This window comes from Sphingorhabdus sp. Alg231-15 (assembly GCF_900149705.1).
Taxonomy (GTDB): domain Bacteria; phylum Pseudomonadota; class Alphaproteobacteria; order Sphingomonadales; family Sphingomonadaceae; genus Parasphingorhabdus.
Genome location: NZ_LT703001.1, coordinates 2,421,097 through 2,446,712 on the forward strand (window position 1 = coordinate 2,421,097; position 25,616 = coordinate 2,446,712).

A 25,616-nucleotide genomic window follows, 5' to 3' on the forward strand; every position below is an offset into this window, starting at 1 on the left:
CAAGACGGTCTATATAATAGTTACTGGCGGCTGGTGTCGGCCCAACCCACTTCCAGCTGACTCGCGGAACGCGGCACGTCGAGCTTGGCTTCGTTGAAGTTGACCCTGCCACCGGGGGCCAGCTCTTTGGTTGGAGCCTTCATCTTCCAGCTATAGACAATCCGTCCGCTGGCATCGCGCAGGATGACCAGCATTGGTGGTACCGATTGCTCGGCATCGGTCGGGTTGATAATCGTTCCGCTGGCAGCGAAATATTCGGTGCCGTCCTGCAGCGTCCGGCGATCCTGTTTCTGGCTCAGTTCGATCAGAAGCGGGGTTTCGTCGACTGAGGCCATTTGATAGCCTTGAAACCAGTTTGGCGTGCCGAAAGCATAGAGCGCGCCGCCGGCCAGAATGACCAGACTGGCGAAGGCCACGGCAGCGATAGTCCATAATTTGGCAGGATTGCGGCGCGGTTTGAACGGCGGCTCGTGCGCGAAACTGCTGGTTTCCGACACAAAAGGCGGTGTGACTGGTTCGGTTGGCGGCGCTGGCGTTGTCGCCCGGGTTTCTGGCGACGCTGTCGGATCTTGTGGAGACGCTGTTTTGACGGGCGGCGCCGGCGGCGCACCCGCAGGCGCCTGAACGGCTGGTTCCGCTGTTTTAACCGGCTCTGGCGGGGCCGGTTCCTGAAACCAGCTATGACGACATGAGGCGCAGCGAACCGACCGGCCGGTAGGACCGATTGCACTGTCGGGCACGAGATAGCGTGTTTTGCAGGCCGGGCAATTCAATATCATGACGTCCTTCTAAACACGCCAATCCATGAAACTGCAAGTCTGGGGTTCATGCTTTTGAGACAAGTGCCTTTTTTTCCACGTTTTCATGTCCCTATGGCAGGTGAATAGGCACGCGGCAGTTGATTTTTCCGCAGGTAAGGTCCTAATGGAAACAGAAATTTAGTGCGTCCCAACCCGATCAGGCGATATAACCAAACCCGATGAATGAAATTGTTCAATTTGAAAATGTCGGTCTGCGCTATGGAGCGGGTGTCGAGACGCTGTCGGACCTTACCTTCACCCTATATCCCGGCAGTTTCTACTTCCTGACGGGCGCTTCCGGTGCGGGTAAAACCTCACTGTTGAAATTGCTTTATCTGGCACAGCGGCCCAGCCGCGGTTTGATTCGGCTGTTTGGCGAAGATGCGGTGACCATGTCGCGGGAACGCCTGCCCGGTTTCCGGCGGCGCATCGGCGTGGTGTTTCAGGATTTCCGGCTGGTTCCGCATCTTTCCGCTTTTGACAATATTGCGCTGCCTCTGCGGGTTGCAGGGGTAAAAGAGAAGGATTTGGTTACACCGGTGGCTGAGATGCTCGACTGGGTTGGACTCGGCGACCGGGCCGAAGCCCGGCCAGCAACCTTGTCGGGCGGAGAGCAGCAGCGTGTTGCCATTGCCCGTGCGGTCATCGGCCGTCCGGAGATTCTGGTTGCCGACGAACCAACCGGCAATGTTGATCCGGATATGGCGGTGCGTTTGTTGCAGCTGTTTGAAGCCTTGAACACACTGGGCACCACCATTGTTGTAGCGACCCATGACATTCACTTGCTCAGCAAGGTGCCGGGTGCTCAGATGATGAAGCTCGAAAAGGGCGGCCTTTCCGACCCCACTGGTTCCTTGCGCAACCCGCCCCTGCCCCGTGACAGAGCGCAATAGGTCGCATTATGCTTAGCCTTTTCGTCATACCCGGTCATGATCGGAGGCTGATACCCGAAGGGCGCCTGTCGGGTCCCATGCCGTGGGTTATCGCGATCATGATCTTTCTGACGGTTTTGGCGACAGCAATGGGTCTTGCTTTTGCCGAGGCCGGGCAAAAGGTTTCGGATCAGCTGTCGAGCCGCGCTACGGTTCAGATTATTGAGGCCAATCCCGTTTCCAAAGCACAACAGGCCAAAGACGCGGCGGCCCGGCTGCGCGGAATGGATTTGGTCGACGAGGTCCGGGTCTTGCCTCCCGAAGAGATTGAAGAACTGATCGCCCCATGGTTGGGCCAGACAGGCTCAGCGCAGGCCGGTTCACAAGCTGGCAGCCTGCTGGAAGACATCCCACTGCCGGCTTTGATTGACCTGAAACTGGTGCGCGCGGCGGGTACGAGCGAATTGGAGGCTTTGCGAGGTGCCATTGGCCCGCTCGCTCCCAGCGCTCTTATAGAACCCAGCAGCGGTCTGATCGCGCCTGTTATTGCATTGGTCCGCTCACTCCAATGGATTGCGTTCGGTCTGGTGATATTGCTCGCTATGGCCACAGCGGCTGCGGTGATCATCTCGGCTCGGGCGGCTCTGAATACCCACAAGGAAACTATCGGGGTCATTCACTTGCTGGGCGGAACAGACCGCCAGATCAGCCGTCTTTTTCAGCGGCGGATTGCGCTTGATGCTTTGCTTGGCGGGATATTGGGTTTGATCTGCGGGGCCGCCATCATCCTGCTGCTCGGGATGCAGCTTTCGGCATTGGGGTCGGGGCTGGTACAATCCTTGGAGCTATCATGGTATAGCTGGTTGATTATCGGGTTCGTTCCGATATTGGGAATGATACTTGCGATGGTGACTGCGCGAATGACAGTCATGGGCGCGCTGAAAAAAATATTGTAGTCACATCATATGATCTTGCGTTTCTTCTGTTTTCTGTTGCTTTTCTGGATGATCGGTTTCGCCTGGTTTGCGATTGATTTGCCGCGCGCTGCGGGGGATGACGTGCGCACAGACTCTATTGTTGTCCTGACCGGCGGACCCCAGCGCATCGAACATGCCTTGCAGTTGATCGAAGCAGACAAAGCGCAATATTTGCTGATTTCGGGTGTGGACCGGGATGTCAAACCCGGGGAACTGGCTGCCGCATATGATCGTTCCGAGGAGCTTTTTGAATGTTGCATTGACCTGGGCTTCCAGGCGGTTGACACGCGGTCCAATGCTCTGGAAACAGCGCGCTGGGCTGCGGGACGGGATGACAGTTCACTGCGCCTGGTGACATCCGACTGGCACATGCGACGCGCGCAGCTGGAACTGGAACGCGCAGTACCGACGGATATTGTGATCATTTCCGATGCCGTGGCTACCGCGCCTTCGCTGGGCACCCTGTTCAAGGAATATAATAAATATCTGATGCGCCGTCTCGCGTCATTGGCAGGGGTTTAACAATGCTGGCAGCCATTCGCTCATTGATGTTCATTCCGATCTTTTATGGCGGCTCGACACCGATCATCATCTTGTCTTTTCTGGTTGCGTTATTTTCGGAACCCGGCACCCATTATATGGCGCAGTTATGGAGCCGTTATCACTATTTCTGTGCGCGATATATTCTGGGCATAACGGTGCAGATCAAAGGTGAAATCCGTAACGAGCCGCTTCTCTACGTTTTCAAGCATGAAAGCATGTTCGAGACGATCGATCTGTTGCGCATATTCGACAAGCCGGTTGTGATTGCCAAAAAGGAACTGCTGGTAATTCCTTTGTGGGGCTGGATTGCGAAGAAACACGGGCTGCTGGGAATCGACCGCAATGGCGGCGGGGCGGCGATGCGCCAGATTATCAAACAGGCGAAGAAAGCAGTTGCCGAGGGTCGCCCGATTGTGATTTTTGCCGAAGGCAGCCGCGCGCATCATGGCGAACGTCCTGAGTTACAGACCGGTTTTGCCGGTATCTACAAGCTAATGGGCCTACCGCTCGTACCGGTGGCACTGGATAGTGGCATCATCTCGCCGCGCGATACTTTTGTGCAGAATAGTGGTGTGATCACCTATGCAGTGCAAAGCGAGATTGAACCCGGGCTCGACCGCGAGGATATTCGCAACCGGGTCCATAACGCGATCAACATGCTGAATGACTGATTGGCCACTCTAGCCAAAGCCAATGCCGGTGACTTTCAACGCTATTCTTGCCAACCGGTCGCTGGTTGTCAGGTACAGCATTTTTCCGTCATTACCAAAGGCACAATTGGCAGTCGCTTTTTCCGCCAATATGCGGCCCAGCAATGTTCCGGAAGGTGATAAAATCAATATGCCACCGGGACCGGTAGCAAAGATATGCCCTGTCCGGGCAACGCACATTCCATCAGGCAAACCCGGCGCGTCAGCGCCTGCCAGATGTTGGGCATCGAAGAAGAGGCCCCTGTCAGATATCGTTCCGTCAGCGGCGATGGCATAGTTTTTCAACAGCTGTTTCTGCGGGTCCGATTGCGCAACGTAGAGCGTATGTTCATCCGGTGACAAGGCAATGCCATTGGGTCGGGTCAGGCTGTCATCGATCAGCGATAGGCTTCCATCCGGGCTGCGCCGGTACACGCCATTGTGCGCCAGTTCCTTAAGCGGCGACTGATCGCCACCTTTCAACCCGTAAGGCGGATCGGTAAAATATATGGTCCCGTCTTTTGCTTCGACCAGATCATTGGGGCTATTGAACTTCTTGCCTTCAAATCTGTCCGCTATGATGCGGTCCTCTCTGCTTTCAATGTCAAAAGCGGTCAGGGCCCGTTTGCCATGATTGGCGGTTAGCAGCTCACCATTTTTGCCCATAAGCAAGCCGTTAGTGCCATCGCCTTCGGCTAGCCCGGAAGGTTTGCGAAATATCGTCAGACCTTCCGCTTCCGACCAGACATAAGCGGTGTTTTGCGGAACATCGGAAAAGTAAAGCCGCTCGCGCTTGCTGTCCCATGCTGGTCCTTCGGACCACTGAAAGCCGCTGGCAAGTTGCTCCAGCTGCAGGCTGCTATCGATCACTTCATCAAGTGCGGAATCGAGTCGTTCGACCTTTCCGAACATAGGCCGCTTTCGCCGGGTCTCTGGTTGAGCGGTGACAGCGCCGGTGCAGGCGGCCAGTGCGGTCGCGGTCGAAGCGGCGATAAATATTCTGCGGTTCAATTGCATGCTGTCGGTCATTTAACCTCCGTTTTCGTGGCAATGGCGGCGGCAGGAACGGCGCTTTCGACTCCCTCACTTAAGGTAAAACTACCACGCTGTCTTATGTCTTCGGCTGACGCTCCGACCATGATGTCGAAACGCCCGGCTTCTGCTCGCCATTTACCGTCTTTGGCATAGTAAGTCAGCTGCTCAGGTGTCAGGGTGAATTTCACCATACGACTTTCCCCGGGCTGCAGGGTCACACGCTTGAACCCGCGTAACATCATCTTGGGTTGGGCCTGCCGCGACACGACATCCCGCAGATAGAGCTGCGCTGTTTCATCTCCGGGACGATTGTCCCGGTTGGTTAGCTTAACCGAAATATCGATGCTGCCACCTGGCGAAAGGGTTGTGCTGCTCAGCGACAGATCGCTGATCATGATGTCAGCATAAGATAACCCGTGGCCAAAAGGATAAAGCTGCGTGATCGGCAGGTCCTTGAACCGGTTGCTGTCTTTGACCGGATCCGGATTGGCTGGACGACCAGCGGGATATTCGCTGTAGCTATAAGGCACGGCTCCGGTGGTCCGCGGAAAGGCAATGGGCAGTTTGCCGCCAGGCGCAACCTTGCCAAAAACGATATTGGCGATGGCAGGGCCGGCTTCATTGCCCAGCAACCATGTCATCACAATGGCGTCTGCATTCTTGTCGATCTCTGGAATGGCAAGAGGACGGCCACCGGTCAGCAACACGATTACCGGCTTTCCTGTGGCAAATATAGCCTCGGCAAGCGCCAGCTGTGATGGCGGCAGAGCGAGCGATGACCGGCTGCGCGCTTCCCCTGACAGGTCATAATCCTCGCCGATGGTTAGCAGCACAATGTCACTGTCCTTCGCTACAGTTACTGCCGCAGGGATGCCGCTTTCGTCCGGGCTTTGCGGTGCGGCCCCGGCTGAAAATGCGACCACGGAACCTTCAGGTGCAGCAGCCTTGATACCCTCCAATATGCTGATGACCTCAGTCTTGTCGCCGCGTGCACGCCAGCTTCCTAGTTGGCTCTGGACGTCGGTTGCCATGGCGCCGATAATCGCAATTTTTTGCGCATTGGCCGCGAGAGGTAGTATATTATCGCTGTTTTTCAGCAAAACTATCGAACGCTCGGCCACCTCGCGAGCCGCGACGATATGGGCGGCGGCGCGGATATTGGCTGTTTCGGCTGCAAGATCATGATAGGCCATCGGATCATCAAACAGACCAAGCCGTTCCTTGGCAGTCAGTACATTGCGCACGGCATTGTCGACATGCGCCATAAGCCTGGGATTGGCCGCAACAGCCTTGGTCAGATCATTGGCATAAACGAGGCTCATCATGTCCATATCAACACCCGCGGATATGGCGAGTGTGCCTGCGTCGGCGCGGCTGCCCGCGATGCCGTGATTGATCAGTTCGGCGACAGCATTCCAGTCGCTGACCAGCATACCGTCAAAACCCCATCGGGCACGTAGCATGCCGTTGATAAGATCGGCATTACCGGTTGTCGGCTGCCCCCCAATATCATTGAACGCGGTCATGTAGCTGCCCGTGCCAGCCTGCATCGCAGCGTAAAATGGTGGTAGATAAATCTCGTGGAGCGCCCGCTCGCTAATCTCTGCTGTGCCATAATCCCGCCCGCCCAGCGGTGCACCATAGGCACCGAAATGCTTGGTCGTCGCCATCATTGTGCCGGCACCGCTTAGCGATTGTCCCTGATAACCACGCACCTGCGCGGCGGTCATGATGCTGCCGAGATAAGCATCCTCGCCGGCGCCTTCGACGACCCGGCCCCAACGAGGATCGCGGGTGACATCCACCATCGGCGCAAACGTCCAGTGCAACCCTGAATTGCTTGCTTCGACGGCCGAGATGCTGGCGGTATGGTGCCACTGCTCGGGTTCCCAACTGGCTGCTATAGCGATCGGTACAGGGAAGATGGTGCGATAGCCATGCACGACATCCATTGCAAAGAGCAGCGGAATCCTGAGGCGGCTTTCCTCAACCGCTACTTTCTGTAATGCGCGCAAAGGTTCGGCGCCGGCAACATGCAAATAGGATCCGACTTTACCAGTCCTTACGCGGTCGAGTTCGCTTGGGGTCAGCTTGGAGTTGAGCGTCTTTGACCGTCCTCCCGCTGCTTGAGTTAGTTGGCCGACTTTTTCCTGAAGGGTCATCCGGCGGAGCAAGGCTTCGATCCGGGGGCTGGCCTTGGTGGGTATGGCCGCTGGAATATCCATGACGCTGGCCGTGTCGGTGACATGTGTGGGCAAGGGACCGGGATCCTGATCCTGCGCGTGTACCGCTGGTGCTGATCCCGACATGATCATAGCCAGAATTACTGCCGGCATCGCTATCCGCGTGAATTTCATTGATCTCTCCCTTAGTCTTTTTGCCACTCTACTCATAAACTCACGTCAATGACAAGGTTGTCAATCATCGCCGCGAAATGATAGGCACCGGATCGGGAGAGGAGGCAGATCAATTGAAACAGATGCATGTGCTGCTGGTCATCATGGGTGTATCCGGCTGCGGTAAATCAACCGTATCACTATCGCTTTCCCGACATACAGGATGGCCCTTTCTTGAAGGTGATGTGTTCCATCCACCCGAAAATCTGCAAAAAATGGCTGCGGTTGAATCGCTCAACCAAGAGGATCGCATCCCGTGGATTGATGCAATGGCTAAGGCGGTGAATGATACAGGCGATGGCCCCGTGATCCTGGCCTGCTCTGCGTTGAACGACGCTGTACGCCTTCGGCTATCCTGTGCGGTCGAACGGCCCTGTCACTGGATATATCTCAATGTACCGGATGAGATATTGCAGCAACGCATGGAAGATCGCACCGGACATTTCATGCCCCCGACCCTGCTACAGTCGCAATTGCAAGCACTCGAATTGCCGCTCAGCCGGTTGACCGTCGACGGTATGCAGACACCTGAAGCAATTTGCGATGTGATATTATCCGCTCTAGACAAACGGATAGAGTAAAAGCGCAGTGATAAATCCGGTTATGCCGGTGAGCGTGGAACTCACGCTCCAGCTTTTCAACGTCTCCGTAGTTGTCAGTCCGAAATAGCGGTTGATTAGCCAGAAGCCACTGTCGTTGACATGGCTACATGCGGTTGCGCCACCTGCAATTGCCACCGCGACCAGAGCCAGTTGAGGCTGAGTCAGTGCAGCGGCGGAGGCAATCGGAAAAGTTAGGCTGGCCGCAGTGATCATCGCTGCCGTGGCCGAGCCTTGCGCAATGCGCAGCAACAGGGCGATAAGGAAGCCGCAGACAATCGGTGCAATGCCGAGCATCAAGGTTGCATTGGCCAAGGACTGGCCCGCGCCGGTATCGACCAGCACTTGCTTGAACGCTCCGCCGGCACCGGTTACGAGCAAGACAACACCGACGGGCTCCAGTGACTTTTCAATCGCCTGACGCAATGCTGCGCGACTATCTGCATCGCTCGGGCGCATTGCGAGGAACGCCATGCCGCAGGCTATCAGCAAAGCAATAACCGGCATGCCCGCGGTCTCCAAGATGCTGCGTAGCGCGCCTTCAGCTAAGCCCAGCGGCCCAGCCACTGCTCCGGTTATAATCAGCACCAGAGGCATTAGGACCAGTCCCAGAGCAATCTTTGCAATGTGCGGATCAAAATCCTGCTGTACCGGTTTGCTGCCAGCCAGTGGCAAAGGATGTCCCGCCGCAAGCCAACCTTTGCGCAAAGCTATGCTGGTGTAAATAGGTCCGCCAACGAGAGCTGCGGGAATACAGGCGATCAGGCCAAATAGCATGACCCAACCCAGATCAACCTGTAATTGCTGCGCCACCGCGATCGGCCCGGGCGTTGGCGGGATGAACGCATGGGCACCTGCTAGCCCGGCCAATAGCGGCAAAGCAAAGGCCAGCGGTACCATCGAAAACCGGCGAGAAAAAGCCATGATCAAAGGGAAGAGAATGATGAAGGCGACGTCGAAAAAAACCGGGATGGCAATGATGATACCGACCAGCCCGAGCATCCAACGGGTCAGTTTCGATCCGCTGCCTCGGGTCACATAATGCGCCAGAGCGGTCACGCCGCCGCCATGTTCGACCAGCACGCCAAACATCGCCCCAAGCCCGATGACCGCCGCGATTCCGCCAAGCGTCCCGCCCATGCCCTTGGCGACAGCGGCAATGGCCTCTGCCGGTGCCAGGCCCGCACCCAGTGCTGCGGCAATCCCGGCCATCAGCAACGCCGGAAAAGGGTGCATTTTTGCACGCATGATCAATATCAAAAGCGCCAACATGCTCAGCAGCATCGCCAACAAGGCCCGGTTTTCAATGATCCAGTCGATTGTTTCCTCCCCTGAACTTGTTTTCAATCTACAAATATGACAACGTTGTAATAGTGTCATAAGCACTGGGGCAATAGCTGGCAATATGGTTGTCTAAAGGCGCCAGCGGGCCAAAATAAAGGAGGAATGGATATGCTGGCGATATCTGAAATTTGGAAACCTATCCTCTTTCTGTGCCTTACATTTCTGACCGCCTGTATGCCATCGTCAGCGAACAGCGTTGCGGCTGTCGGTACAGCGCCAGAATGGGAGACTATATCGGCGCGCGGAGCGCCGACCGCCCGTCACGAAGCCGGTCTCGTGGCTTTCAAGGGCAAGCTATACTTAATCGGTGGGCGGCGGATCAATCCAGTCGATGTCTATGATCCGGCCACCAACCGCTGGACTGAAAAATCCCGGCCTCCGGTTGAGATACATCATTTCCAGGCGGTTACCCATGGCGATGCGATCTATTTGATGGGGGCAATGACCGGCGGCTGGCCGAATGAGCAACCACTGGACCGGATCATCATCTATTATCCAGAGCAGGACCGGTTTGAATATGGTCCGTTCATTCCGGTCAGTCGTCGTCGCGGCGGGGCCGGGGTAATTATCCGGGATGGGAAATTCTATATGATCGGCGGGATAACCAATGGGCATATGAATGGTTATGTGCCGTGGTTTGACGAATTTGATCCGGCAACCGGTGTCTGGCGTGTCCTGCCCGACGCTCCGCAAGCGCGGGACCACTTTCAGGCGGTTTACTGGGATGGCAAGCTTTATGCCTTCGCAGGCCGCCGGACGGAGCAGGCGAAGCAGCTGGGGTTCGAACAGACAACAACCATCGGTGATGTCTTTGATTTTGCCACCAGTCGCTGGCAGGCGATGAACAGCGTCCATTCCATTCCCACCGAGCGGGCGGGCAATATGGCAGTGGCGTGGAACGGTCATGTCGTTATCGGTGGGGGCGAAAGCGGTGCGCAAAAACAGGCACATAACGAGGTGCAGGCTTTTCGTTCTGACACCGGCACATGGCACAAATGGCCGTCCCTCGGGCGGGGGCGTCACGGATCGGGTTTTGCGATGATCGGTGACTATTTGTATACCGCGTCCGGTTCCGGCAATCGGGGTGGCGAGCCGGAATTGACCAGCATTGAACGGCTCAAGCTGTCACCTGCTCTCAACCAGATGCCTGTAGTCAGAAACGCTGCTGAGGCGCAGCCCGTTGCAATGCAATGGCACAAGATGCAATTGTCCTTCGCCGGTCCCGCCCGTTCGGAACTGTCGGCTGACAATCCCTTCACCGATTATCGATTGACCGTGACCTTCACCCATGAGGGCAAAAGCCGCACGATCCGCGGGTTTTATGCTGCCGACGGCAATGCGGCGGAAACCGGGGCTGAGAAAGGGAATATCTGGCAAGTCCGGTTCGCACCCGATGAACCGGGGAAGTGGCAATGGCAGGCTCGGCTGGCCCGGGGCAGGAACATTGCGATAAATCCCGATCCGATGGCTGGCGAAACCATAATGCTGGCAGAAACTAGCGGCAGCTTTCTGGTCACCGGATCGGACAAGGCCGGACCCGACTTCCGTCACCAGGATCGCGGCCTGCTGGTTGCCGATTCAGGTTATTTTCGATTTTCCCAATCGGGGCAATATTGGCTGAAGGGCGGAACCAACAGCCCGGAAAACTTGCTTGCCTATGTGGATTTTGATGGCACCTATCGTATGGCAGATAACGCCCGTGACGGTGAATCTGACGCTGGTGGAAGCATCCACAGATTCGCACCGCATCTCAAAGACTGGCGACCGGGCGATCCCAGCTGGCGTGACGGTAAGGGCAAGGCAATTATCGGCGCGATCAACTATCTCGCGGCACAACGGATGAACAGTGCTTATTTCCTGACTCTTAATATCCTGGGCGATGGAAAGGACATCTGGCCTTATCGGGACCCGGATGATTTTAGCCGGTTTGATGCGAGCAAGCTCGACCAGTGGGAAATCCTGTTCAGCCACATGCAGGCCAAGGGTATTTTGCTTCACATTGTGACGCAGGAGACCGAAAATGAACTGATGCTCGACGGTGGCGAAACGGCCTTGCATCGCAAACTGTATCTGTCCGAACTCATTGCCCGCTTTGGCCATCATAATGGCCTGGTCTGGAACTTGGGCGAAGAAAATGGGCCGGTCCACTGGCGTCCCGAAGGGCAGAATGATGACCAGCGGCGGCAAATGATCGCCTATCTGAAAGCCGCCGATCCCTATCAACATCCTGTCTTGCTTCATACGCACAGCGAGCCTGCAGACAAAGATACAATAGCCGGGCCATTACTCGGAAACCCCGGACTGGACGGGCTTTCTTTTCAGGTGTCAGAGCGCACCACCGTCAACAGCGAAGTCCAGAAATGGCGCAACTTGGCAGCGAAAACGGGCCGAGACTGGCTGATAACCATGGATGAAATCGGCAAGTGGGACACGGGCGCCTTGCCCGATTCACTCGATCCGACCGATCATGAAAGCTTGCGCCGTCATGCCTTATGGGGCCATTTGCTGGGCGGTGGGGCTGGCGTTGAATGGTATTTTGGCGCGAAATATCCCGCCAATGATCTGGCGTCTGAAGATTGGCGCCTGCGGGCGAGTCTTTGGCGCCAGACCGCCAACGCGCTTGATTTCTTCAACGAACATCTGCCCTATTGGGATATGCAGCCCTGCAATGATGCGGTTGATCGCAAGGATGCCTATTGCCTGGGTCAGGCTGGCCAGCTTTATGCTGTTTATCTACCGGATGGCGGTACGGCGCGTGTCGATGTCGGTAGACCGGGCGCTTTTGATATTCTCTATCATGATCCGGTCACTGGTCGCCGGGTCGCAGGCGAGGCTACCGAAGCACAAGCCAACGGAAAGCTATTGGTGTCGCCACCTTCAGCGAAAATCGGTACGGACTGGGTCGCGCTCCTTCAATCGCAGTGAGGCGGCCAACAGATTGCCTAATCAGCGCTCTGGAATCGGATGTAGCATGGTCAGGAATTTCAGCTCCGTTCCGGCCCGGCGGTGTTCCGACAGGGCCTGATAGTCAGGATCATTATACCAGGCGGTGGCCGCTTTCGCGCTCGGAAATTTGAACAGGACCACACGGCCTTCGGGCGGCGCGCTGCCTTCGAAAGTGGTGCTGTTGTCATCGAAGGTGATGAACGTTCCGCCATGCTTCTTCAGGATCGGGAAAAAGCCTTTTTCGTATACGCGATATTTTTCCGCATCATGTACGGTGAAATTGGCCATGACGTGAACTGGTGCTGTGTCGCTCATGATGCGTCCTCCGCTTTCGGCAATCCGATCGCTTCCCGGACTTCATCATTGTCCGCGCCCAAGGTTGGCGGGTCAGCATAGACATTGGCGGGGCTGGCCGAATAGTGGACAGGATGCTTGATGGATCGGTATTTTCCCATTTTCTCACCTTCGCGCTCGTTCCAGAAACCGACTTGCTGGAGATGCGGATCTTCGAGAACATCGGCAATCTGGTTGTAGCGCATCGCCGGAATATTATTCTCGTCAAGCAGCTCCAGCCATTCATCGGTGGTCTTGGTCGAGGCGATTTCCTCGATCAATGCATAGAGCGCAGTTATATTTTTGGTGCGCTCGGAATAGGTTGCAAAGCGCGGTTCCTCGAACACCCCGGGCTTGCCGCCAAGCTCAAAAAACTTTTCCCATTGCCCGTCGCTATAGGGGACCAGGCCGATATAGCCGTCCTTGGTCGGATAAGGCTTGCGGTTGGGGTTAACGGAGCGGGTGTAGGCGAGGCGGCCATTGCCGGGGATGAAGGTCTCGCCCCACAGGTTTTCAACCATGTTGAACCAGGTAAACGCCTCGAACATCGGCACTTGAACAAATTGCCCTTCGCCGGTTTTTTCCTTGTGATACATGGCTGCGAGCGTCGCATTGACTGCGAACAGCCCGATGGTCTTGTCGGCCACCAGCGACGGCATATAGAGCGGCCGCCCGCTGTCACCGCGCATTTCAAACAGCGAGGCAAAGCCGGACGAGCACTGGATCAGGTCATCATAAGCCTGGCGATGCGAATAGTCGCCGCCTTGGCCAAAACCCGCGCAATGGACATAGACAATGCCGGGGTTAATTGCCTTCACCGCCTCATAATCCAGTCCCAGCCGCTCCATTCCGGCCATCCGGACATTATGGAAAAATACATCAGCATGTTTGAGCAATTCGACAATCACCGCCTTGTCGGCTTCCTCTTTTGCATTGATTGTGATCGACTTCTTATTGCGGTTCAGGGAAGCAAAGATCGGGCCCAGGTCGCCGGTGGGGCTGTCCCCGGCATGGCGCATCATGTCGCCCGGAAACTTGCCCTGATCATTTTCAACCTTGATGACATCGGCCCCCATGTCGGCGAAATTCACGGTGGCAAACGGGCCAAGAACAACCGTGGACATGTCGACTATTTTTAGACCCTTTAGAGGCCCGGTTGGTTCGACATCCCATTTCAGTTCCGGCCATCCGCTCATCTGTCTATCCTTAAATTATTAGGTGCATGAATATGCCCGTCTGTTATCAGCTTTAATCGATCGATGAACTGTTTATTTTGAGGGACTTTCACACATGACAATTTCGGACCGCCAAGCACCGGTATTAATTGGTGTAGGGGAAGCAAGCGGGCATTCCCTGAAGCAGGCACTGGGATTGGAATGGCCGTCTCCGGTTGATCTTGCCTCGGCTGCTGCGAAAGCAGCGCTGGCCGACAGCGGTGTGGCGGAAAAGCTCAGTGCATCGATTGACTGTCTGCTCGCGACCCGCCTGTTCCATGATAGCGGTGTGCAGCATGCCTATGGATCTCCTGACAATTTCCCGGATGCAATCGCGCAGGCCGCGGGCCTCAAACCGGCGCAACTCATTTATGGCGATGTTGGTGGTCAAAGCCCGCAAAAGCATATTAACGAGCTGGCGATCCAGCTCCATCAAGGCACAATCAAGGCCGCTCTCCTATGTGGCGCAGAATCCATAGGAACGGTCAAGCGGGCCAAGAAGGCTGGCCATGAGATGGACTGGAACCAGTCGTCTGATCGCGACTTTGTCGACAAGCGCACCGAATTTCCGGTCCTTACCATGTATGAATTTCGGCACGGAATCATATCCATGCCGATGGCTTATGGGTTGCTTGAAAATGCCCGGCGCAGCCGGCTCAATATGGACCGCGACAGCTATGCAGTGGACATGGCGGAATTGTGGTCGGCATTCTCCTCGGTTGCGGCTTCGCGTGAACATGCGCAATTTGCCAAAGACTGGAGCGTGGAAGAATTGCTGCAGGATGGCGGCGGCAACTATCAGCTTAATGATCCCTATCGCCGCTGGATGGTGGCACAGGATGCGGTTGCTCTGGGCGGGGCTGTCGTGATGACGACAGCTGGCCATGCCGAGGATCTCGGTATTGCCGAAGACAAGATGATCTATCTGCACAGCGGTGCGGATGCGAGCGTACCCATCATAAGCCAGCAAATGGACCTGTCGCGATCGCCCGCCGTCGAATGGGCTGTTGGCAAAGCGCTCGATCTTGCAGAGCAACAAGCAAGCGATATCGGTCCGATAGATATTTACAGCTGTTTTCCGGTCGCGGTCTCTCTGGTGATGGAGGCATTGAACCAGCCACATCGAACGCTGTCGAGCTATACCCTGACTGGTGGGCTGAGTTTCTTTGGCGGTCCGGGCAACAGTTACAGCACTCACGCGATTGTCGCTTTGGTACAGGCGCTACGCCAGGACGGCAGCAAGCCCGGCATGATTTCCGCCAATGGTGGCGCGATCAACAAGGAATCAGTTGGAATTTACGCTGCACAGCCCTTGGAAGGCGGTTGGACGCCGGATCGTATTGCAAAGCCTAATGCATTACCAGCGGATGAAGGGACGAAGCCTGACCATTTCGCGTCTGGTAAAGGCGTGATCAGAAGCTATGCCTTGCCCTATGTGAAGGGTGTCCCCGGGGCGGCTACGCTTTGGCTCGCAGATGAAAATGGTGTGCCGTGTATCGGACTGCTTGAAAATCCGCCGGAAGGCACGGATTTGATTGGCGAGGCGGTCACCATCACCACTGATGGCAAACGCAATCATGTGGTGCTGGGATAAACCAGACGAGAGTTGCGCTTCGTATGTGATCACGACCGAAAGGTGGCGATCATTTTTTAATTTCAACCCGCAATATATATTTATGCGCGTTTGCGTTCTTTGTCTTTGTCATTATGTAAATTGACGGGCTTCGGGAGACTGGTGTCCCCAATTGGAAGCACGGTGTCAGTGGATCGTAAGTCAGTGTACCAATTGAGATTTTCTGCCTTACCGTAGAGAAATCCCTGTACTTGATCGCAACCTTCCAGACGCAGTTGCTCCACCTGATCCTGGCGTTCAACACCTTCCGCTGTAGTTGTCATGCCCAGATTTTTTGCCAGTCCTATGATCGAACGGATAATCGCTCGGCAATCTTCACGAGAATCGATTTCATTCACAAAGCACCGATCGATTTTGATTTTGTCGAAAGGAAAGCTGCGGAGATAATTTAGGGAACTATATCCGGTGCCAAAGTCATCCAGTGATATTTTAATGCCAAGGTCACGCAATTGATGCAGCAACCGGATATTGTCTTCGCTATCCTGCATCAATACGCTCTCGGTGATTTCAAGTTCCAACCGGCCTGGATTCAGACCCGTTTGGGCCAGAGCATTGACAATTGTTGATATAAGACTGGGGCTCCGCATTTGTGACGGTGACAGATTGACCGCAACAGTGAGGTCATCCTTCCACGAAGCCGCATCTTCTATGGCTTTGCGGATTATCCATTCCCCCAATTGTATGATCATTCCGGTCTCTTCTGCCACCGAAATGAAATCATCTGGCATCACCGTACCGCGTTCAGGATGTTCCCACCGCAACAAAGCCTCATAACCTGTTTTGTTCAGTGTATTAATGTCTACCAGTGGTTGATAATGCAGATGCATTTCATGGAGACCCAATGAAGCGCGCAGGTCCAGTTCCAAAGCGCGGCGCTTTTCAGCCGCTATGTCCATGCCTTCCTCGAATATAGTTACCCGGTTACGGCCAGCGCGTTTGGCCGAGTAAAGGGCAAGGTCAGCATATTTCAGGAGCTTGTCAGGATCATCAATCTCCGGCTTCCATTGGGCAACGCCTATGCTGACCCCGGTGACAATATTATGGCCATCAATAACAAATGGCACGCCCACTTCCTCTACGACTACATTCGCAATTTCCTCAGCTTTGACGGCTTGCTCGCCGGTCAATAGAAATGCAAACTCGTCGCCACCCATCCGGGCCAGCAGGTCTCCCGATTGCGCCAGCGTTTCCAGCCTTCTTGATATTTTCTGGAGCAGTTTATCTCCGATGGGATGACCCAAAGTGTCATTAATAGCTTTAAAGTGGTCGAGGTCGAAAAAGGCCAAGGCAATATTATCACCTTCTTTCGCTCGGTGAATTGTCCGATTGAGTGTGTCATTGAAAAGCCGCCGGTTCGGGAGGTCGGTCAGGCCATCAAAATGCGCCATGTAGCTGACTTTTTCCTCGGCAGCTTTTTGGGCTGTGATATCCGCTATAACCCCGCGCATGGCTATATTTTTACCAAGCGGCGTGGAGTTGGTGGCGCGCGCACTGATTGTCCACCAGCGTCTTTCTCCGCGGACATTGACCGCAACCGATATGTCCCGGAATGAACGTGTTTTGGTAATCTGGTTGGTAAGATGCCAACGGTCTTCTTTATCGTCTAGAAGATTGATCAATTGATGACCTTCAAGTTCTTCCCTTGGCCGGCCAGCAGCTTGCGTAAAGCGATCGCACACATCGATCAGGAAGCCCTCTTGATCCAGTGAAAACAGCCAGTCGGCTGATTGTTCTTCAAAGTCATTTAACAGCAGTTTCACAGTCTCTGCCGATTGGCTGCTTTCCTGGCGCGTCAGCAACTGATTGACGAAGGCGTTAAAGATATCGACGCTGTTCTTGTAGAGGACAATGGCAAACATTGTCAGCAAGACCAGTGCTGCATAGCTGTCTATCCCACCGCGGGCGATCAAGCCTACGGCAAGGCAGGTGCAGATGATCAAAATCCAAGCTCGTGATGCTTCCGAAAGGTGACGATAGGTGAGAGTGCCAGCGCTCAATTGACCCGCGCCAATGACCGCCAACAATCCAAATTGAGTGCCGCCAGCTAGTGTCAGCAGACAGGCAATAGCAATGCCCCATATCGAAGCATAAACTGCGGCGTTGAACGTCAACCGCTTTTTTAGACGAAGCGCTTTGCCACGTGAAATGGTCGGTTTTTGTGTCTGTTTTCCCAATTGCAACCGATGGATTGACGCGCCTGCCAAAACCAGGTTCCAACATATCAGTACCGCTATATGGAGCTGGTTAAAAAACAATGCAGATACAACAAGAGCCGTGACCGCATTAGACAAAATCGCGACCTTTATGGACTTACCATGTTCGCCCAGTTGCTCCCGTGAAACGAGATCGCGGTCCGATTGCTCCAGATAGCGCAGGTTGTTCTTTTGATCGGCGAGCTTCTTCATCGCCTGTATTTGGCAGGAAGAGGTTTATAAACCATTATTCTGCATGGCTTTGTCAACTTGGACGCAAACTCATGCATGCCCAATATTTATTCGACTTTCACGTAGGTTAGCTTCCAGAAAAAGGCCCTCAATCCCTATGTGGGATCCCATTTCAATATCATCTTTCCGTGCGATGATAATTTTCTTGGAATGGACAAAAAATGCGGTAATGTTTTTACCATGAGTACAAATTTTAAAAAAATTGATGAGAATGATCGCAATATCCTGAAGGCACTACAGCAGGATGCCAGCCTTTCTCTGGAAAGCCTGGCGGCGAAGCTTAGTCTGTCGACCAATGCTTGCTGGCGGCGGGTCAAGCGGTTGGAAGCCGAGGGCATTATTGCGCGGCGCGTTGCCATTGTGGAGCCGGAGGCCGTCGGTCTGAGTATGACCGCTTTTGTGGCCGTGCGTACCAATGATCATAGTGACAAATGGCTGGAGAAATTCGCTGCAGCCGCGTCTTCGATAGAAGAGGTGGTGGAGTTCTACCGTATGGCCGGGGAAGTCGATTATCTGCTGAAGCTGCTCGTGCGCGATGTCGCGGATTATGACCGGGTGTACAAGAAACTGATCAAGGCCGTGCCCTTATCAGACGTATCGGCGACCTTTGCTATGGAGCGGATAAAATATGAGACTGCGGTGCCGTTATAACTAAACCTCAACCACATCCTGACGGATCGCGCCAAAGATGGAATGCCCATCCTCGTCCAGCATCTGGACTTTGACCGTATCACCGGCGCTCATGAACGGTGTTTTAGCCTCGCCATCAGCAATTGTTTCGATCATCCGGATCTCGGCAATGCAGCTATAGCCGAGACCGCCTTCTGACACCGGCTTGCCCGCGCCGCCATCGCCATCCTGATTGGAAACAGTGCCCGAGCCGATAATCGTCCCAGCACATAGGGGTCGTGTTTTCGCCGCATGGGCAACCAGTTGTGCCAGGCTGAATGTCGCATCGACACCGGCGTTGGCACGGCCAAATGGCTCGCGATTATAATCGACCTGCAAAGGCAGGTGGATCACCGATCCCTTCCACGCTTCCCCCAATTCATCGGGTGTAACACAGACTGGCGAGAAAGCACTTGGCGGCTTGGACTGGAAAAACCCGAAGCCCTTGGCAAGCTCTCCAGGAATCAGGCCGCGCAGGGACACGTCATTGCACAGCATGACCAGTTTGATGTGATCCGCAGCCGCTTCTGCACTAACGCCCACCGGGACGTCGTCGGTGATTACGGCAACTTCGCCTTCCATGTCGCATCCCCATTTAGGATCGCCTAACGGGATATCATCACGCGGCCCAAGAAACGCATCGGAGCCGCCCTGATACATGAGCGGGTCGCTGTAAAAACTCTCTGGCACTTCGGCACCGCGCGCTTTGCGGACCAGTTCGACATGGTTGATATAGGCGCTGCCATCGGCCCATTGATAGGCGCGCGGCAAAGGCGAATGGGCGTCATTCTCATGGAAGCGCTCACATGGGACAACCTGATGCTCGACATCGCGGTACAAGGCTTCCAGCTTGGGCGCGCAGTCTTCCCAATTATCAAGGGCTGCTTGTAAGGTCGGGGCTATGTTATTCGCTTCGCAGCAACGGGTCAGATCTTTCGAGACAACGACCAGTCGGCCATCGCGTGTGTCATTTTTCAGCGTCGCGAGTTTCATAGGGTTCCCATCTTTTGTTGAAAACGGATAGTGCGCCGGAACGCCTCAACAATCAACATGCGCGTTTAATGTTCGTCGCGCGCTTTTTCGTGCAGCCATGCGGCATGTTGCGGTGCCTTTTTGGTGCGGCTCCATTCTTCGAGCATCTCAGGTGCTACGCGGCGTAGCTCCTTCATCTCTTCGTCTGTGCCGATATCGCAGGCAATTTCCAGCCGATGACCATTGGGATCGAAGAAATAGATGGACTTGAAAATACCATGATGGGTGGGGCCCAGAACCTCGAGCCCCTCGGCCTCCGCATTCGTCTTGGCAGCCAGCAGTTCATCAAGCGTATTCACCTTGAACGCAATATGCTGCACCCATGTCGGTGTGTTCGGGTCCTTGCCCATATCCGGCTGCTCCGGCAGCTCGAAGAATGCCAGTATATTCCCGCCCCCGGCATCCAGAAAAATATGCATATAAGGATCATATTCACCGGTCGACGGAACTTCGTTCTCCGCAAAAGCAAGGTCAAAGTCCATGCCCATGACGCGCTGATAAAATTCGGTGGTCTCCTTCGCATCCTTGCAGCGATAGGCGACATGATGAATGCCGGAGAGATTGGGTGGGGATGTCATTCTGCGGGTTCTTCCACATTAAGCACGCCGCGCGCAACCTGATCACGTTCGATGCTTTCGAACAGCGCCTTGAAATTGCCTTCGCCAAAGCCGTCATCGCCTTTGCGCTGAATAAACTCGAAAAATACCGGGCCGACTTGCGGCTCTGCAAATATCTGTAGCAGAAGTCGAGGCTGGCCACCTTCGGTTGTACCATCGAGCAATATCCCACGACTTTGTAGCGCACTGGCATCCTCGCCATGGCCTGGCAAGCGCTCACCGAGCATCTCGTAATAGGTATTGGGAGGGGCGGTCATGAACGGAACGCCGAGCTTTTTAAGCCGGTCCCAACAGGCGATCAAATCGTCACAGATGAGGGCGATATGCTGAATGCCTTCGCCATTAAACTCGCGCAGGAATTCCTCAATCTGGCCTTTGCCGCCTTCACCCTCTTCATTGAGTGGAATGCGAATTTTGCCATCGGGAGCGGTCAGTGCTTTCGACGTCAGGCCGGTATATTCGCCTTTGATGTCAAAGAAACGGATCTCACGAAAATTGAACAGCGTCTCGTAATAATCCGCCCAATAAGCCATCCGCCCGCCATAAACATTGTGGGTCAGGTGATCGATAATGTCGAACCCTGCACCAACCGGGTTGCGGTCAACATCGGGCAGATATTCAAAGTCGATGTCATAGATGGAAAGCGCATCGCCCCGCTCTTCATCGGCATAGCGATCGACCAAGTAGAGGATGGCCCCGCCAATGCCGCGGATGGCTGGGATATGCAGTTCCATTGGACCGGTTTCGACGGCCACTGGTTCGGCGCCTTTTTCCAGCAGGTGGGCATAAGCTTCTCGCGCATCCCGGACCCGGAAGGCCATTCCGCAGGCTGAAGGACCATGTTCGCGGGCGAAATACCAGGCTGCCGATTTTGGCTCATAGTTGATAATCAGGTTGATCTGGCCCTGCCGCCACAAATGCACATCCTTGGAACGATGCTGTGCAATGCGGGTAAAGCCCATGACTTCAAAAACAGGTTCGAGCACGCCTTTTTCCGGCGCACAAAATTCCACAAACTCAAAGCCATCAAGGCCAGCCGGGTTTTCAAAAAGATCAGCCATGGATGCATTCCTTACAAATAAGAGCAATATAGTTACAAATGAAACTATAGCGGAGCCGCCGGCAGAAGGCAAGAGCGGCAAAGCGGTCAATCGTTACTTGATCCGCCGATGGTAAATCGCCAAATGGCAGAAATCAAAGTCAAAAAAGGTACGAGTAGTGATCCAGAAGATCAAAGTCTTGATCGAATCCTCCCTGTTTCAAAATGCGATCATGGCGGTGATTGTCATCAATGCCATCGTTATTGGGCTAGAAACATCTGCTGGAATGATGGCTTCTTTTGGACAAGTTCTGATTGCCTTGGACCAGATTGCCATCACTATTTTTGTGATTGAGATTCTTCTCAAGCTGCTGGTTTATCGATTGCAGTTTTTCCGCAGCGGCTGGAACAATTTCGACTTTGTCATAGTCTCCGCTGCTCTGTTGCCACTAGGTGGAAATTTCGCAATCCTCCGTGCGCTGCGCATTGTCCGGGCTTTTCGATTGGTTTCCGCTATGCCCAAGATGCGCCAAGTGGTGCAGGGATTGCTTTCTGCCATTCCGTCTATGGGATCGGTTATCTTGCTGCTGAGCCTGATTTTCTACGTGGCTGCCGTGATGGCGACCAAATTGTTCGGTGGCTCCTTTCCGCAATGGTTCGGTTCGGTCGGCGCGTCGCTATATTCCTTATTCCAGATCATGACGCTGGAAAGCTGGTCCATGGGCATCGTCCGCCCGATCATGGAAGTCTATCCCTGGGCCTGGGCATTTTTCGTACCCTTTGTGCTGGTGACCTCCTTTGTTGTGCTCAACCTCTTCATCGCTATCATCGTCAATGCAATGCATGAGGAAGCGGATGAAGAACAAAGCGCACAGCGTGATATCATATTGGATGAGATTCGCGGCTTGCGGCAGGAAGTCGCAGCATTGCGCAGTGACAAAAGCGTCTGATCAACCGGCGTTGAGGTCTGGGTCGATATCCGGCTTCTCGCGATAGAAATGCACCTGCATCTGCATAGGACCAACCAAGGTGACATGATGCAATTGCTCTGGCTCGATCAATTGTCGATCGCCGGTTGCCATCGGGCGTGTTTCCTGACTCTCCTCAATCACATAGTGAAGGCTACCGCTTACTATCTCCAATATGCCCCAGGTACCCGCCTTGGTGCTGTGGGCAGCTTGCAGGGCCGCAGGCAAGCTGGTTTCATCGAAGACGGGTGTTGAGCGATAGGGCGCCGGTTCCGTCATTTCGGTCACATCACCACCGAGCGAATGATAGCAATACTGATTCCAAAGAAAGCGAACATCATGGGTACCACCAGCATCTGTCCATAAACAGCGCCAAAGCTCATTTGGCCGGTAAAAGTATCAAACTTGCCTTTGATCCACTGGCTTTTCTCGTTCCGCCCTGACCCGCTCAAACTGTTCAGAGCAAAAGCGGTCCCAAAAAACATAAGGGTATAGAGCATGCTGATAGCGATCATGAACATAGCGCGTCCATCATGACCCGTGCCGAGGATCAAACCGAAAAAGAACAACGCATAACTTGCGACCATGCTGCCCCAGATAATCGCAGGAATGCCGAAGGTGCGGGCTTCGGGTTGAACAAGAGCGGTGAGCGCAGCCCGCTTATAAGGCGCAGGCTCATGGTAATAGTCCTCACTTAAGACGGCCAATTCATTCTCATCAAGCAACATCATTAATCTCCTTTTTCTGAGATATTTTGGGAAAGCCATCGCGGTGGATGGAAATGCCGGTCATCAGGCTGTCGGCAATTCGAGCCGCACGTTCGGACAGAAATTGGCAGGCAGCGGCGTTGGGCATTACCTCAGGCAATGTCTGGTCAAACAGCGCAAGCCAGTGGTCAAAATGGGTGCGTTCGATATTCGGGATCGCCAGATGCTTGACCATGGGATTGCCTCGAAACCGGCCTGATTCAATTGCGATGGACGTCCAGAAATCTTTCATGCGTGCAAGATGGGGTGGCCAGTTGGTTATGTGTTTGTCGAAAATCGGCCCCAGCAAAGCATCGCTGCGGATCTTTCCATAGAAGCCTTCGACAAGGTCCGAAATCCGTTCTTCGGTAATTCCAAGAGCTTCCGCGTGAGCGGCTTTTTCTTCTCTGGCAGCAATAGTGTGAGCGTGCGGCATCATGCGACTCGTTTAAAGAGGTATATTATATGCCTCTTATATCGCCCTTGAGTTTAAAAGCAATATATAATATACATGTTTAATGAGATTGACCACACAAACCGACTATGCGTTGCGGACATTGATGTTTTTGGCATCACAAGAAGGTAGCCAGACAATTGACGATATTGCCTCCGCCTACGACATTTCAAAAAACCACCTGATGAAAGTGGTGCAGCGTTTGGTCAGTGCCGGGTTCATCATCAGCCAGCGCGGGCGTGGTGGCGGGTTAACGCTAGCCCGTGATCCCGCGGAGATTAATATTGGCGCCGTCGTTCGCGCGCTTGAAGAGGTCAGCCAGTTTGTTGAATGCAGCACCGGCTCGACCAATAATTGTATTGTGACGCCCGTTTGCGGTCTTTCCCATATGCTGGCCGACGCAGTGGAAGCGTTTCTCAGCCATCTTGATCAGTTCACCCTATCCGACGCGATGGGTAAGAAGAAAAAATTCGCTGATATATTTGAGGTCGCTTTGGCTTGATCCTTGGGATCTCAAGCAAATTTCTGTCCAAGCTCATACATGGCAACAGCCGCCTTTGCCGCTTCTCCGCCTTTGTCCTTCTGACCTTTGTCTGCACGGGCAAGGGCTTGCGCTTCATTCTCGACCGTAATGATCCCGTTTCCAATCGCAGCGCCATCCAAAGTCAGCGCCATGATGCCGCGCGCGCTTTCATTGGAGACAATTTCGAAATGATAGGTCTCGCCGCGCAGCACGACACCGAGCGCGACAAAGCCATCATATTCTCCACTGTCAATCGCTAGGGAAATGGCTCCGGGTATTTCGAGTGCGCCGGGGACTGTCAGGGTCTCTTGGTCATGACCAGCCGCTTTCAGAGCCGCCTTTGCGCCATCCAGAAGCATGTCATTCAGATGGTCGTAAAAACGCGCTTCGACGATGAGAAATTTTGCCATCAGACGGTCTCCAGTTCTTTGGCCGCATCAGCGGTGGGTATCGCTCGTTGTCCGACAATGCGCAGGCCATAGGCATCCAGCCCAACCAGGTCATGGCTGGTATTGGACAATAGCTCCATATCACTTACGCCCAGCTCGGTCAGGATCTGTGCGCCGACGCCATAGTCGCGCAGCTGATCCATATCGGCCGGCTTCTCGCCTTTCAGCCGGGCCACCTGGCGGGAATAGAAATCCGGTATCCGCGGACTGATGAACACGATAATGCCGGAGCCCGCTTCGCCGATAATCTTCATGGATTCGGCGAGCGTGCCGCTATGGGCCCCGGTCTTGCCAAATACGTCGCTAAAAATGGCGGTGGCATGCATGCGGACCAAAGTTGGACTTTCGGGATCGACATGGCCTTTTTGCAGGACAATCTGCTCCGACTCGGTTGCTGTGTTGAAGAAAGTAATCGCTTTCCATTCCCCACCCCAACGGCTTTCAAATGTTGCTTCTGCCCGTTTCTGGGCGAGATGATCATGGCGGAGGCGATAGGCAATCAGATCGCGTATGGTTCCAATCTTCAAACTGTGATGCTGGGCAAATTCAATGAGATCATCAAGCCGTGCCATCTCGCCATCATCCTTCATGATCTCGCAGATAACACCGGAGGGGTTGAGGCCGGCAAGACGGGACACATCGACCGCCGCCTCGGTATGACCAGCGCGCACCAGCACGCCGCCATTGCGCGCTTGCAACGGGAAGACATGGCCGGGTGTCACAATCTCTTCCTTGCCCTTGGACCGGTCAATCGCCACGGCCACGGTGCGAGCCCGGTCTGCCGCCGATATGCCCGTCGTCACACCATCCCGTGCCTCGATAGAGATGGTGAAAGCCGTCTCGTGCGCGGTTCGGTTATTTTGACTCATCATGTCGAGGCCGAGTTCCTCAACCCGGTCCTTCGCCATCGCCAGACAGATCAGTCCGCGGCCATATTTCGCCATAAAGTTGATCGCGTCCGGTGTCGCCATTTGCGCCGGAATGATGAGGTCTCCCTCATTTTCGCGATCCTCGTCATCGACCAGGATATACATGCGGCCATTGCGTGCCTCGTTGATAATCTCTTCTGCGGTCGCCATCACACCGCTACCGCCGCGCGCAAGATAGGTTTCAAGCTTGCCGAGCGTTTCAGCTGTCGGGTTCCAATCTGGCTGTCCCAAAGCACGCAGGCTGTTCGCGTGAAGACCAGCCGCACGCGCCAGACCAGCCCGTGTTTCCTTGCCCGAATCGATCAGTTCGATCAGTTGCTCTATCAATATTTTGCTCATATCCGGGCCCTTATCTGCTAAACATA

The 25,616-nt window shown here is 54.5% G+C and carries 25 protein-coding genes; 10 read left to right on the forward strand and 15 right to left on the reverse strand.

All coding sequences use genetic code 11. The features are described 5' to 3' along the window. Positions 1-20: 20 nt before the first annotated feature. Positions 21-779: an MJ0042-type zinc finger domain-containing protein gene (locus DG177_RS12035; protein WP_108811702.1), complete on the reverse strand. Its 759-nt coding sequence runs from the start codon at positions 777-779 to the stop codon at positions 21-23. Between the two features lie 200 nt (positions 780-979). Here DG177_RS12035 and ftsE point away from each other — a divergent pair, with 200 nt between their 5' ends. From ftsE to DG177_RS12055, 4 genes are read left to right on the forward strand one after another with little or no spacing between them, the layout of a single operon-like run. After that, a complete protein-coding gene (gene ftsE, locus DG177_RS12040; protein ID WP_108811703.1) occupies positions 980-1,693 on the forward strand; it encodes a cell division ATP-binding protein FtsE in 714 nt (237 codons plus the stop codon). 8 nt (positions 1,694-1,701) lie between these two features. Then, positions 1,702-2,628 carry an FtsX-like permease family protein gene (locus DG177_RS12045; RefSeq protein ID WP_108811704.1) on the forward strand — a complete coding sequence of 309 codons (927 nt, stop codon included), beginning with the start codon at positions 1,702-1,704 and terminating at the stop codon, positions 2,626-2,628. A 9-nt stretch (positions 2,629-2,637) separates the two neighbouring features. Continuing rightward, positions 2,638-3,171 (forward strand): ElyC/SanA/YdcF family protein, encoded by a 534-nt coding sequence (locus DG177_RS12050; RefSeq protein ID WP_108811705.1) that lies wholly within the window; start codon positions 2,638-2,640, stop codon positions 3,169-3,171. 2 nt (positions 3,172-3,173) lie between these two features. Beyond that, complete coding sequence (locus DG177_RS12055) at positions 3,174-3,863, forward strand: 1-acyl-sn-glycerol-3-phosphate acyltransferase (RefSeq protein ID WP_108811706.1); 690 nt, start codon at positions 3,174-3,176, stop codon at positions 3,861-3,863. Between the two features lie 9 nt (positions 3,864-3,872). Here DG177_RS12055 and DG177_RS12060 read toward each other — a convergent pair whose 3' ends face one another. Together DG177_RS12060 and DG177_RS12065 are read right to left on the reverse strand one after the other, a co-directional pair. Continuing rightward, positions 3,873-4,910, reverse strand: a complete 1,038-nt coding sequence (locus DG177_RS12060; protein WP_337658781.1) for an SMP-30/gluconolactonase/LRE family protein — start codon at positions 4,908-4,910, stop codon at positions 3,873-3,875. Further along, on the reverse strand, positions 4,907-7,273 hold the full coding sequence (locus DG177_RS12065) for a glycoside hydrolase family 3 N-terminal domain-containing protein (RefSeq protein WP_108811707.1): 2,367 nt from the start codon (positions 7,271-7,273) through the stop codon (positions 4,907-4,909). The genes DG177_RS12060 and DG177_RS12065 overlap by 4 nt, the downstream gene beginning before the upstream one ends. A 122-nt stretch (positions 7,274-7,395) precedes the next feature. Between DG177_RS12065 and DG177_RS12070 the strand changes: the two genes are divergently transcribed. Continuing rightward, positions 7,396-7,893: a gluconokinase gene (locus DG177_RS12070; RefSeq protein ID WP_337659033.1), complete on the forward strand. Its 498-nt coding sequence runs from the start codon at positions 7,396-7,398 to the stop codon at positions 7,891-7,893. Here DG177_RS12070 and DG177_RS12075 read toward each other — a convergent pair. Beyond that, on the reverse strand, positions 7,873-9,258 hold the full coding sequence (locus DG177_RS12075; RefSeq protein ID WP_337658782.1) for a GntP family permease: 1,386 nt from the start codon (positions 9,256-9,258) through the stop codon (positions 7,873-7,875). The two genes, DG177_RS12070 and DG177_RS12075, sit on opposite strands and share 21 nt — an antisense overlap. 105 nt (positions 9,259-9,363) lie before the next feature. Here DG177_RS12075 and DG177_RS17735 point away from each other — a divergent pair, with 105 nt between their 5' ends. After that, entirely contained in the window at positions 9,364-12,180 is a 2,817-nt protein-coding gene (locus DG177_RS17735; protein WP_337658783.1) for a Kelch repeat-containing protein, read from the forward strand. Between the two features lie 21 nt (positions 12,181-12,201). Here the strand turns inward: DG177_RS17735 and DG177_RS12085 are convergent, their stop codons facing one another. Next, complete coding sequence (locus tag DG177_RS12085; RefSeq protein ID WP_108811710.1) at positions 12,202-12,516, reverse strand: DUF1330 domain-containing protein; 315 nt, start codon at positions 12,514-12,516, stop codon at positions 12,202-12,204. Further along, a complete protein-coding gene (locus DG177_RS12090) occupies positions 12,513-13,730 on the reverse strand; it encodes a CoA transferase (RefSeq protein ID WP_108811711.1) in 1,218 nt (405 codons plus the stop codon). Before DG177_RS12090 ends, DG177_RS12085 begins: the two co-directional genes overlap by 4 nt. A 94-nt stretch (positions 13,731-13,824) precedes the next feature. Here DG177_RS12090 and DG177_RS12095 point away from each other — a divergent pair, with 94 nt between their 5' ends. Beyond that, entirely contained in the window at positions 13,825-15,342 is a 1,518-nt protein-coding gene (locus DG177_RS12095; protein ID WP_108811712.1) for a hypothetical protein, read from the forward strand. Between the two features lie 80 nt (positions 15,343-15,422). Here the strand turns inward: DG177_RS12095 and DG177_RS12100 are convergent, their stop codons facing one another. Then, positions 15,423-17,786 carry an EAL domain-containing protein gene (locus DG177_RS12100; protein ID WP_108811713.1) on the reverse strand — a complete coding sequence of 788 codons (2,364 nt, stop codon included), beginning with the start codon at positions 17,784-17,786 and terminating at the stop codon, positions 15,423-15,425. Between the two features lie 219 nt (positions 17,787-18,005). Between DG177_RS12100 and DG177_RS12105 the strand changes: the two genes are divergently transcribed. Then, on the forward strand, positions 18,006-18,476 hold the full coding sequence (locus DG177_RS12105) for an Lrp/AsnC ligand binding domain-containing protein (RefSeq protein WP_108812949.1): 471 nt from the start codon (positions 18,006-18,008) through the stop codon (positions 18,474-18,476). Here the strand turns inward: DG177_RS12105 and DG177_RS12110 are convergent, their stop codons facing one another. The 3 genes from DG177_RS12110 to hppD form a co-directional block, all read right to left on the reverse strand. Next, on the reverse strand, positions 18,477-19,487 hold the full coding sequence (locus DG177_RS12110; protein ID WP_108811714.1) for a fumarylacetoacetate hydrolase family protein: 1,011 nt from the start codon (positions 19,485-19,487) through the stop codon (positions 18,477-18,479). It abuts the gene before it with no gap. 65 nt (positions 19,488-19,552) lie between these two features. Beyond that, positions 19,553-20,104: a VOC family protein gene (locus DG177_RS12115; RefSeq protein ID WP_108811715.1), complete on the reverse strand. Its 552-nt coding sequence runs from the start codon at positions 20,102-20,104 to the stop codon at positions 19,553-19,555. Then, positions 20,101-21,204 (reverse strand): 4-hydroxyphenylpyruvate dioxygenase, encoded by a 1,104-nt coding sequence (gene hppD, locus DG177_RS12120; protein WP_108811716.1) that lies wholly within the window; start codon positions 21,202-21,204, stop codon positions 20,101-20,103. Before hppD ends, DG177_RS12115 begins: the two co-directional genes overlap by 4 nt. A 157-nt stretch (positions 21,205-21,361) precedes the next feature. Here hppD and DG177_RS12125 point away from each other — a divergent pair, with 157 nt between their 5' ends. Next, positions 21,362-22,132 carry an ion transporter gene (locus DG177_RS12125; RefSeq protein WP_337658784.1) on the forward strand — a complete coding sequence of 257 codons (771 nt, stop codon included), beginning with the start codon at positions 21,362-21,364 and terminating at the stop codon, positions 22,130-22,132. Here DG177_RS12125 and DG177_RS12130 read toward each other — a convergent pair whose 3' ends face one another. The 3 genes from DG177_RS12130 to DG177_RS12140 are packed head-to-tail and all read right to left on the reverse strand — an operon-like array spanning position 22,133 to position 23,335. Next, the gene (locus tag DG177_RS12130) at positions 22,133-22,429 is read right to left on the reverse strand and encodes a DUF1971 domain-containing protein (RefSeq protein WP_108812951.1); all 297 of its coding nucleotides are present in this window, start codon (positions 22,427-22,429) and stop codon (positions 22,133-22,135) included. Positions 22,430-22,434: 5 nt separating this feature from the next. Next, positions 22,435-22,881 (reverse strand): hypothetical protein, encoded by a 447-nt coding sequence (locus DG177_RS12135; RefSeq protein ID WP_337658785.1) that lies wholly within the window; start codon positions 22,879-22,881, stop codon positions 22,435-22,437. Further along, positions 22,868-23,335 carry a group III truncated hemoglobin gene (locus DG177_RS12140; RefSeq protein WP_337658786.1) on the reverse strand — a complete coding sequence of 156 codons (468 nt, stop codon included), beginning with the start codon at positions 23,333-23,335 and terminating at the stop codon, positions 22,868-22,870. The genes DG177_RS12135 and DG177_RS12140 overlap by 14 nt, the downstream gene beginning before the upstream one ends. A 79-nt stretch (positions 23,336-23,414) precedes the next feature. Here DG177_RS12140 and DG177_RS12145 point away from each other — a divergent pair, with 79 nt between their 5' ends. Beyond that, on the forward strand, positions 23,415-23,852 hold the full coding sequence (locus DG177_RS12145) for an Rrf2 family transcriptional regulator (RefSeq protein ID WP_108811718.1): 438 nt from the start codon (positions 23,415-23,417) through the stop codon (positions 23,850-23,852). Between the two features lie 11 nt (positions 23,853-23,863). On the opposite strand, the gene ribH is transcribed toward DG177_RS12145, so the two are convergent. Together ribH and ribB are read right to left on the reverse strand one after the other, a co-directional pair. After that, positions 23,864-24,283: a 6,7-dimethyl-8-ribityllumazine synthase gene (gene ribH / locus DG177_RS12150; protein WP_108811719.1), complete on the reverse strand. Its 420-nt coding sequence runs from the start codon at positions 24,281-24,283 to the stop codon at positions 23,864-23,866. Further along, positions 24,283-25,590, reverse strand: a complete 1,308-nt coding sequence (gene ribB / locus DG177_RS12155) for a 3,4-dihydroxy-2-butanone-4-phosphate synthase (RefSeq protein WP_108811720.1) — start codon at positions 25,588-25,590, stop codon at positions 24,283-24,285. The genes ribH and ribB overlap by 1 nt, the downstream gene beginning before the upstream one ends. Positions 25,591-25,616 lie beyond the last annotated feature (26 nt).

Excerpts from the sequence above, each read along its gene's own strand:
- DG177_RS12045 (WP_108811704.1), top strand. The coding sequence starts at position 1,702 with ATGCTTAGCCTTTTCGTCATACCCGGTCATGATCGGAGGCTGATACCC.
- DG177_RS12095 (WP_108811712.1), top strand. The coding sequence starts at position 13,825 with ATGACAATTTCGGACCGCCAAGCACCGGTATTAATTGGTGTAGGGGAA.
- ftsE (WP_108811703.1), top strand. The coding sequence starts at position 980 with ATGAATGAAATTGTTCAATTTGAAAATGTCGGTCTGCGCTATGGAGCG.
- DG177_RS12060 (WP_337658781.1), bottom strand. The coding sequence starts at position 4,910 with ATGACCGACAGCATGCAATTGAACCGCAGAATATTTATCGCCGCTTCG.
- DG177_RS12055 (WP_108811706.1), top strand. The coding sequence starts at position 3,174 with ATGCTGGCAGCCATTCGCTCATTGATGTTCATTCCGATCTTTTATGGC.
- DG177_RS12115 (WP_108811715.1), bottom strand. The coding sequence starts at position 20,104 with ATGACATCCCCACCCAATCTCTCCGGCATTCATCATGTCGCCTATCGC.
- ribH (WP_108811719.1), bottom strand. The coding sequence starts at position 24,283 with ATGGCAAAATTTCTCATCGTCGAAGCGCGTTTTTACGACCATCTGAAT.
- DG177_RS12110 (WP_108811714.1), bottom strand. The coding sequence starts at position 19,487 with ATGAAACTCGCGACGCTGAAAAATGACACACGCGATGGCCGACTGGTC.
- DG177_RS12130 (WP_108812951.1), bottom strand. The coding sequence starts at position 22,429 with ATGACGGAACCGGCGCCCTATCGCTCAACACCCGTCTTCGATGAAACC.
- DG177_RS12035 (WP_108811702.1), bottom strand. The coding sequence starts at position 779 with ATGATATTGAATTGCCCGGCCTGCAAAACACGCTATCTCGTGCCCGAC.
- DG177_RS12145 (WP_108811718.1), top strand. The coding sequence starts at position 23,415 with ATGAGATTGACCACACAAACCGACTATGCGTTGCGGACATTGATGTTT.
- DG177_RS12050 (WP_108811705.1), top strand. The coding sequence starts at position 2,638 with ATGATCTTGCGTTTCTTCTGTTTTCTGTTGCTTTTCTGGATGATCGGT.
- DG177_RS12135 (WP_337658785.1), bottom strand. The coding sequence starts at position 22,881 with ATGATGTTGCTTGATGAGAATGAATTGGCCGTCTTAAGTGAGGACTAT.
- DG177_RS12090 (WP_108811711.1), bottom strand. The coding sequence starts at position 13,730 with ATGAGCGGATGGCCGGAACTGAAATGGGATGTCGAACCAACCGGGCCT.
- DG177_RS12070 (WP_337659033.1), top strand. The coding sequence starts at position 7,396 with ATGCATGTGCTGCTGGTCATCATGGGTGTATCCGGCTGCGGTAAATCA.
- hppD (WP_108811716.1), bottom strand. The coding sequence starts at position 21,204 with ATGGCTGATCTTTTTGAAAACCCGGCTGGCCTTGATGGCTTTGAGTTT.
- DG177_RS17735 (WP_337658783.1), top strand. The coding sequence starts at position 9,364 with ATGCTGGCGATATCTGAAATTTGGAAACCTATCCTCTTTCTGTGCCTT.
- DG177_RS12100 (WP_108811713.1), bottom strand. The coding sequence starts at position 17,786 with ATGAAGAAGCTCGCCGATCAAAAGAACAACCTGCGCTATCTGGAGCAA.
- DG177_RS12085 (WP_108811710.1), bottom strand. The coding sequence starts at position 12,516 with ATGAGCGACACAGCACCAGTTCACGTCATGGCCAATTTCACCGTACAT.
- DG177_RS12140 (WP_337658786.1), bottom strand. The coding sequence starts at position 23,335 with ATGATGCCGCACGCTCACACTATTGCTGCCAGAGAAGAAAAAGCCGCT.
- DG177_RS12105 (WP_108812949.1), top strand. The coding sequence starts at position 18,006 with ATGAGTACAAATTTTAAAAAAATTGATGAGAATGATCGCAATATCCTG.
- DG177_RS12065 (WP_108811707.1), bottom strand. The coding sequence starts at position 7,273 with ATGAAATTCACGCGGATAGCGATGCCGGCAGTAATTCTGGCTATGATC.
- ribB (WP_108811720.1), bottom strand. The coding sequence starts at position 25,590 with ATGAGCAAAATATTGATAGAGCAACTGATCGAACTGATCGATTCGGGC.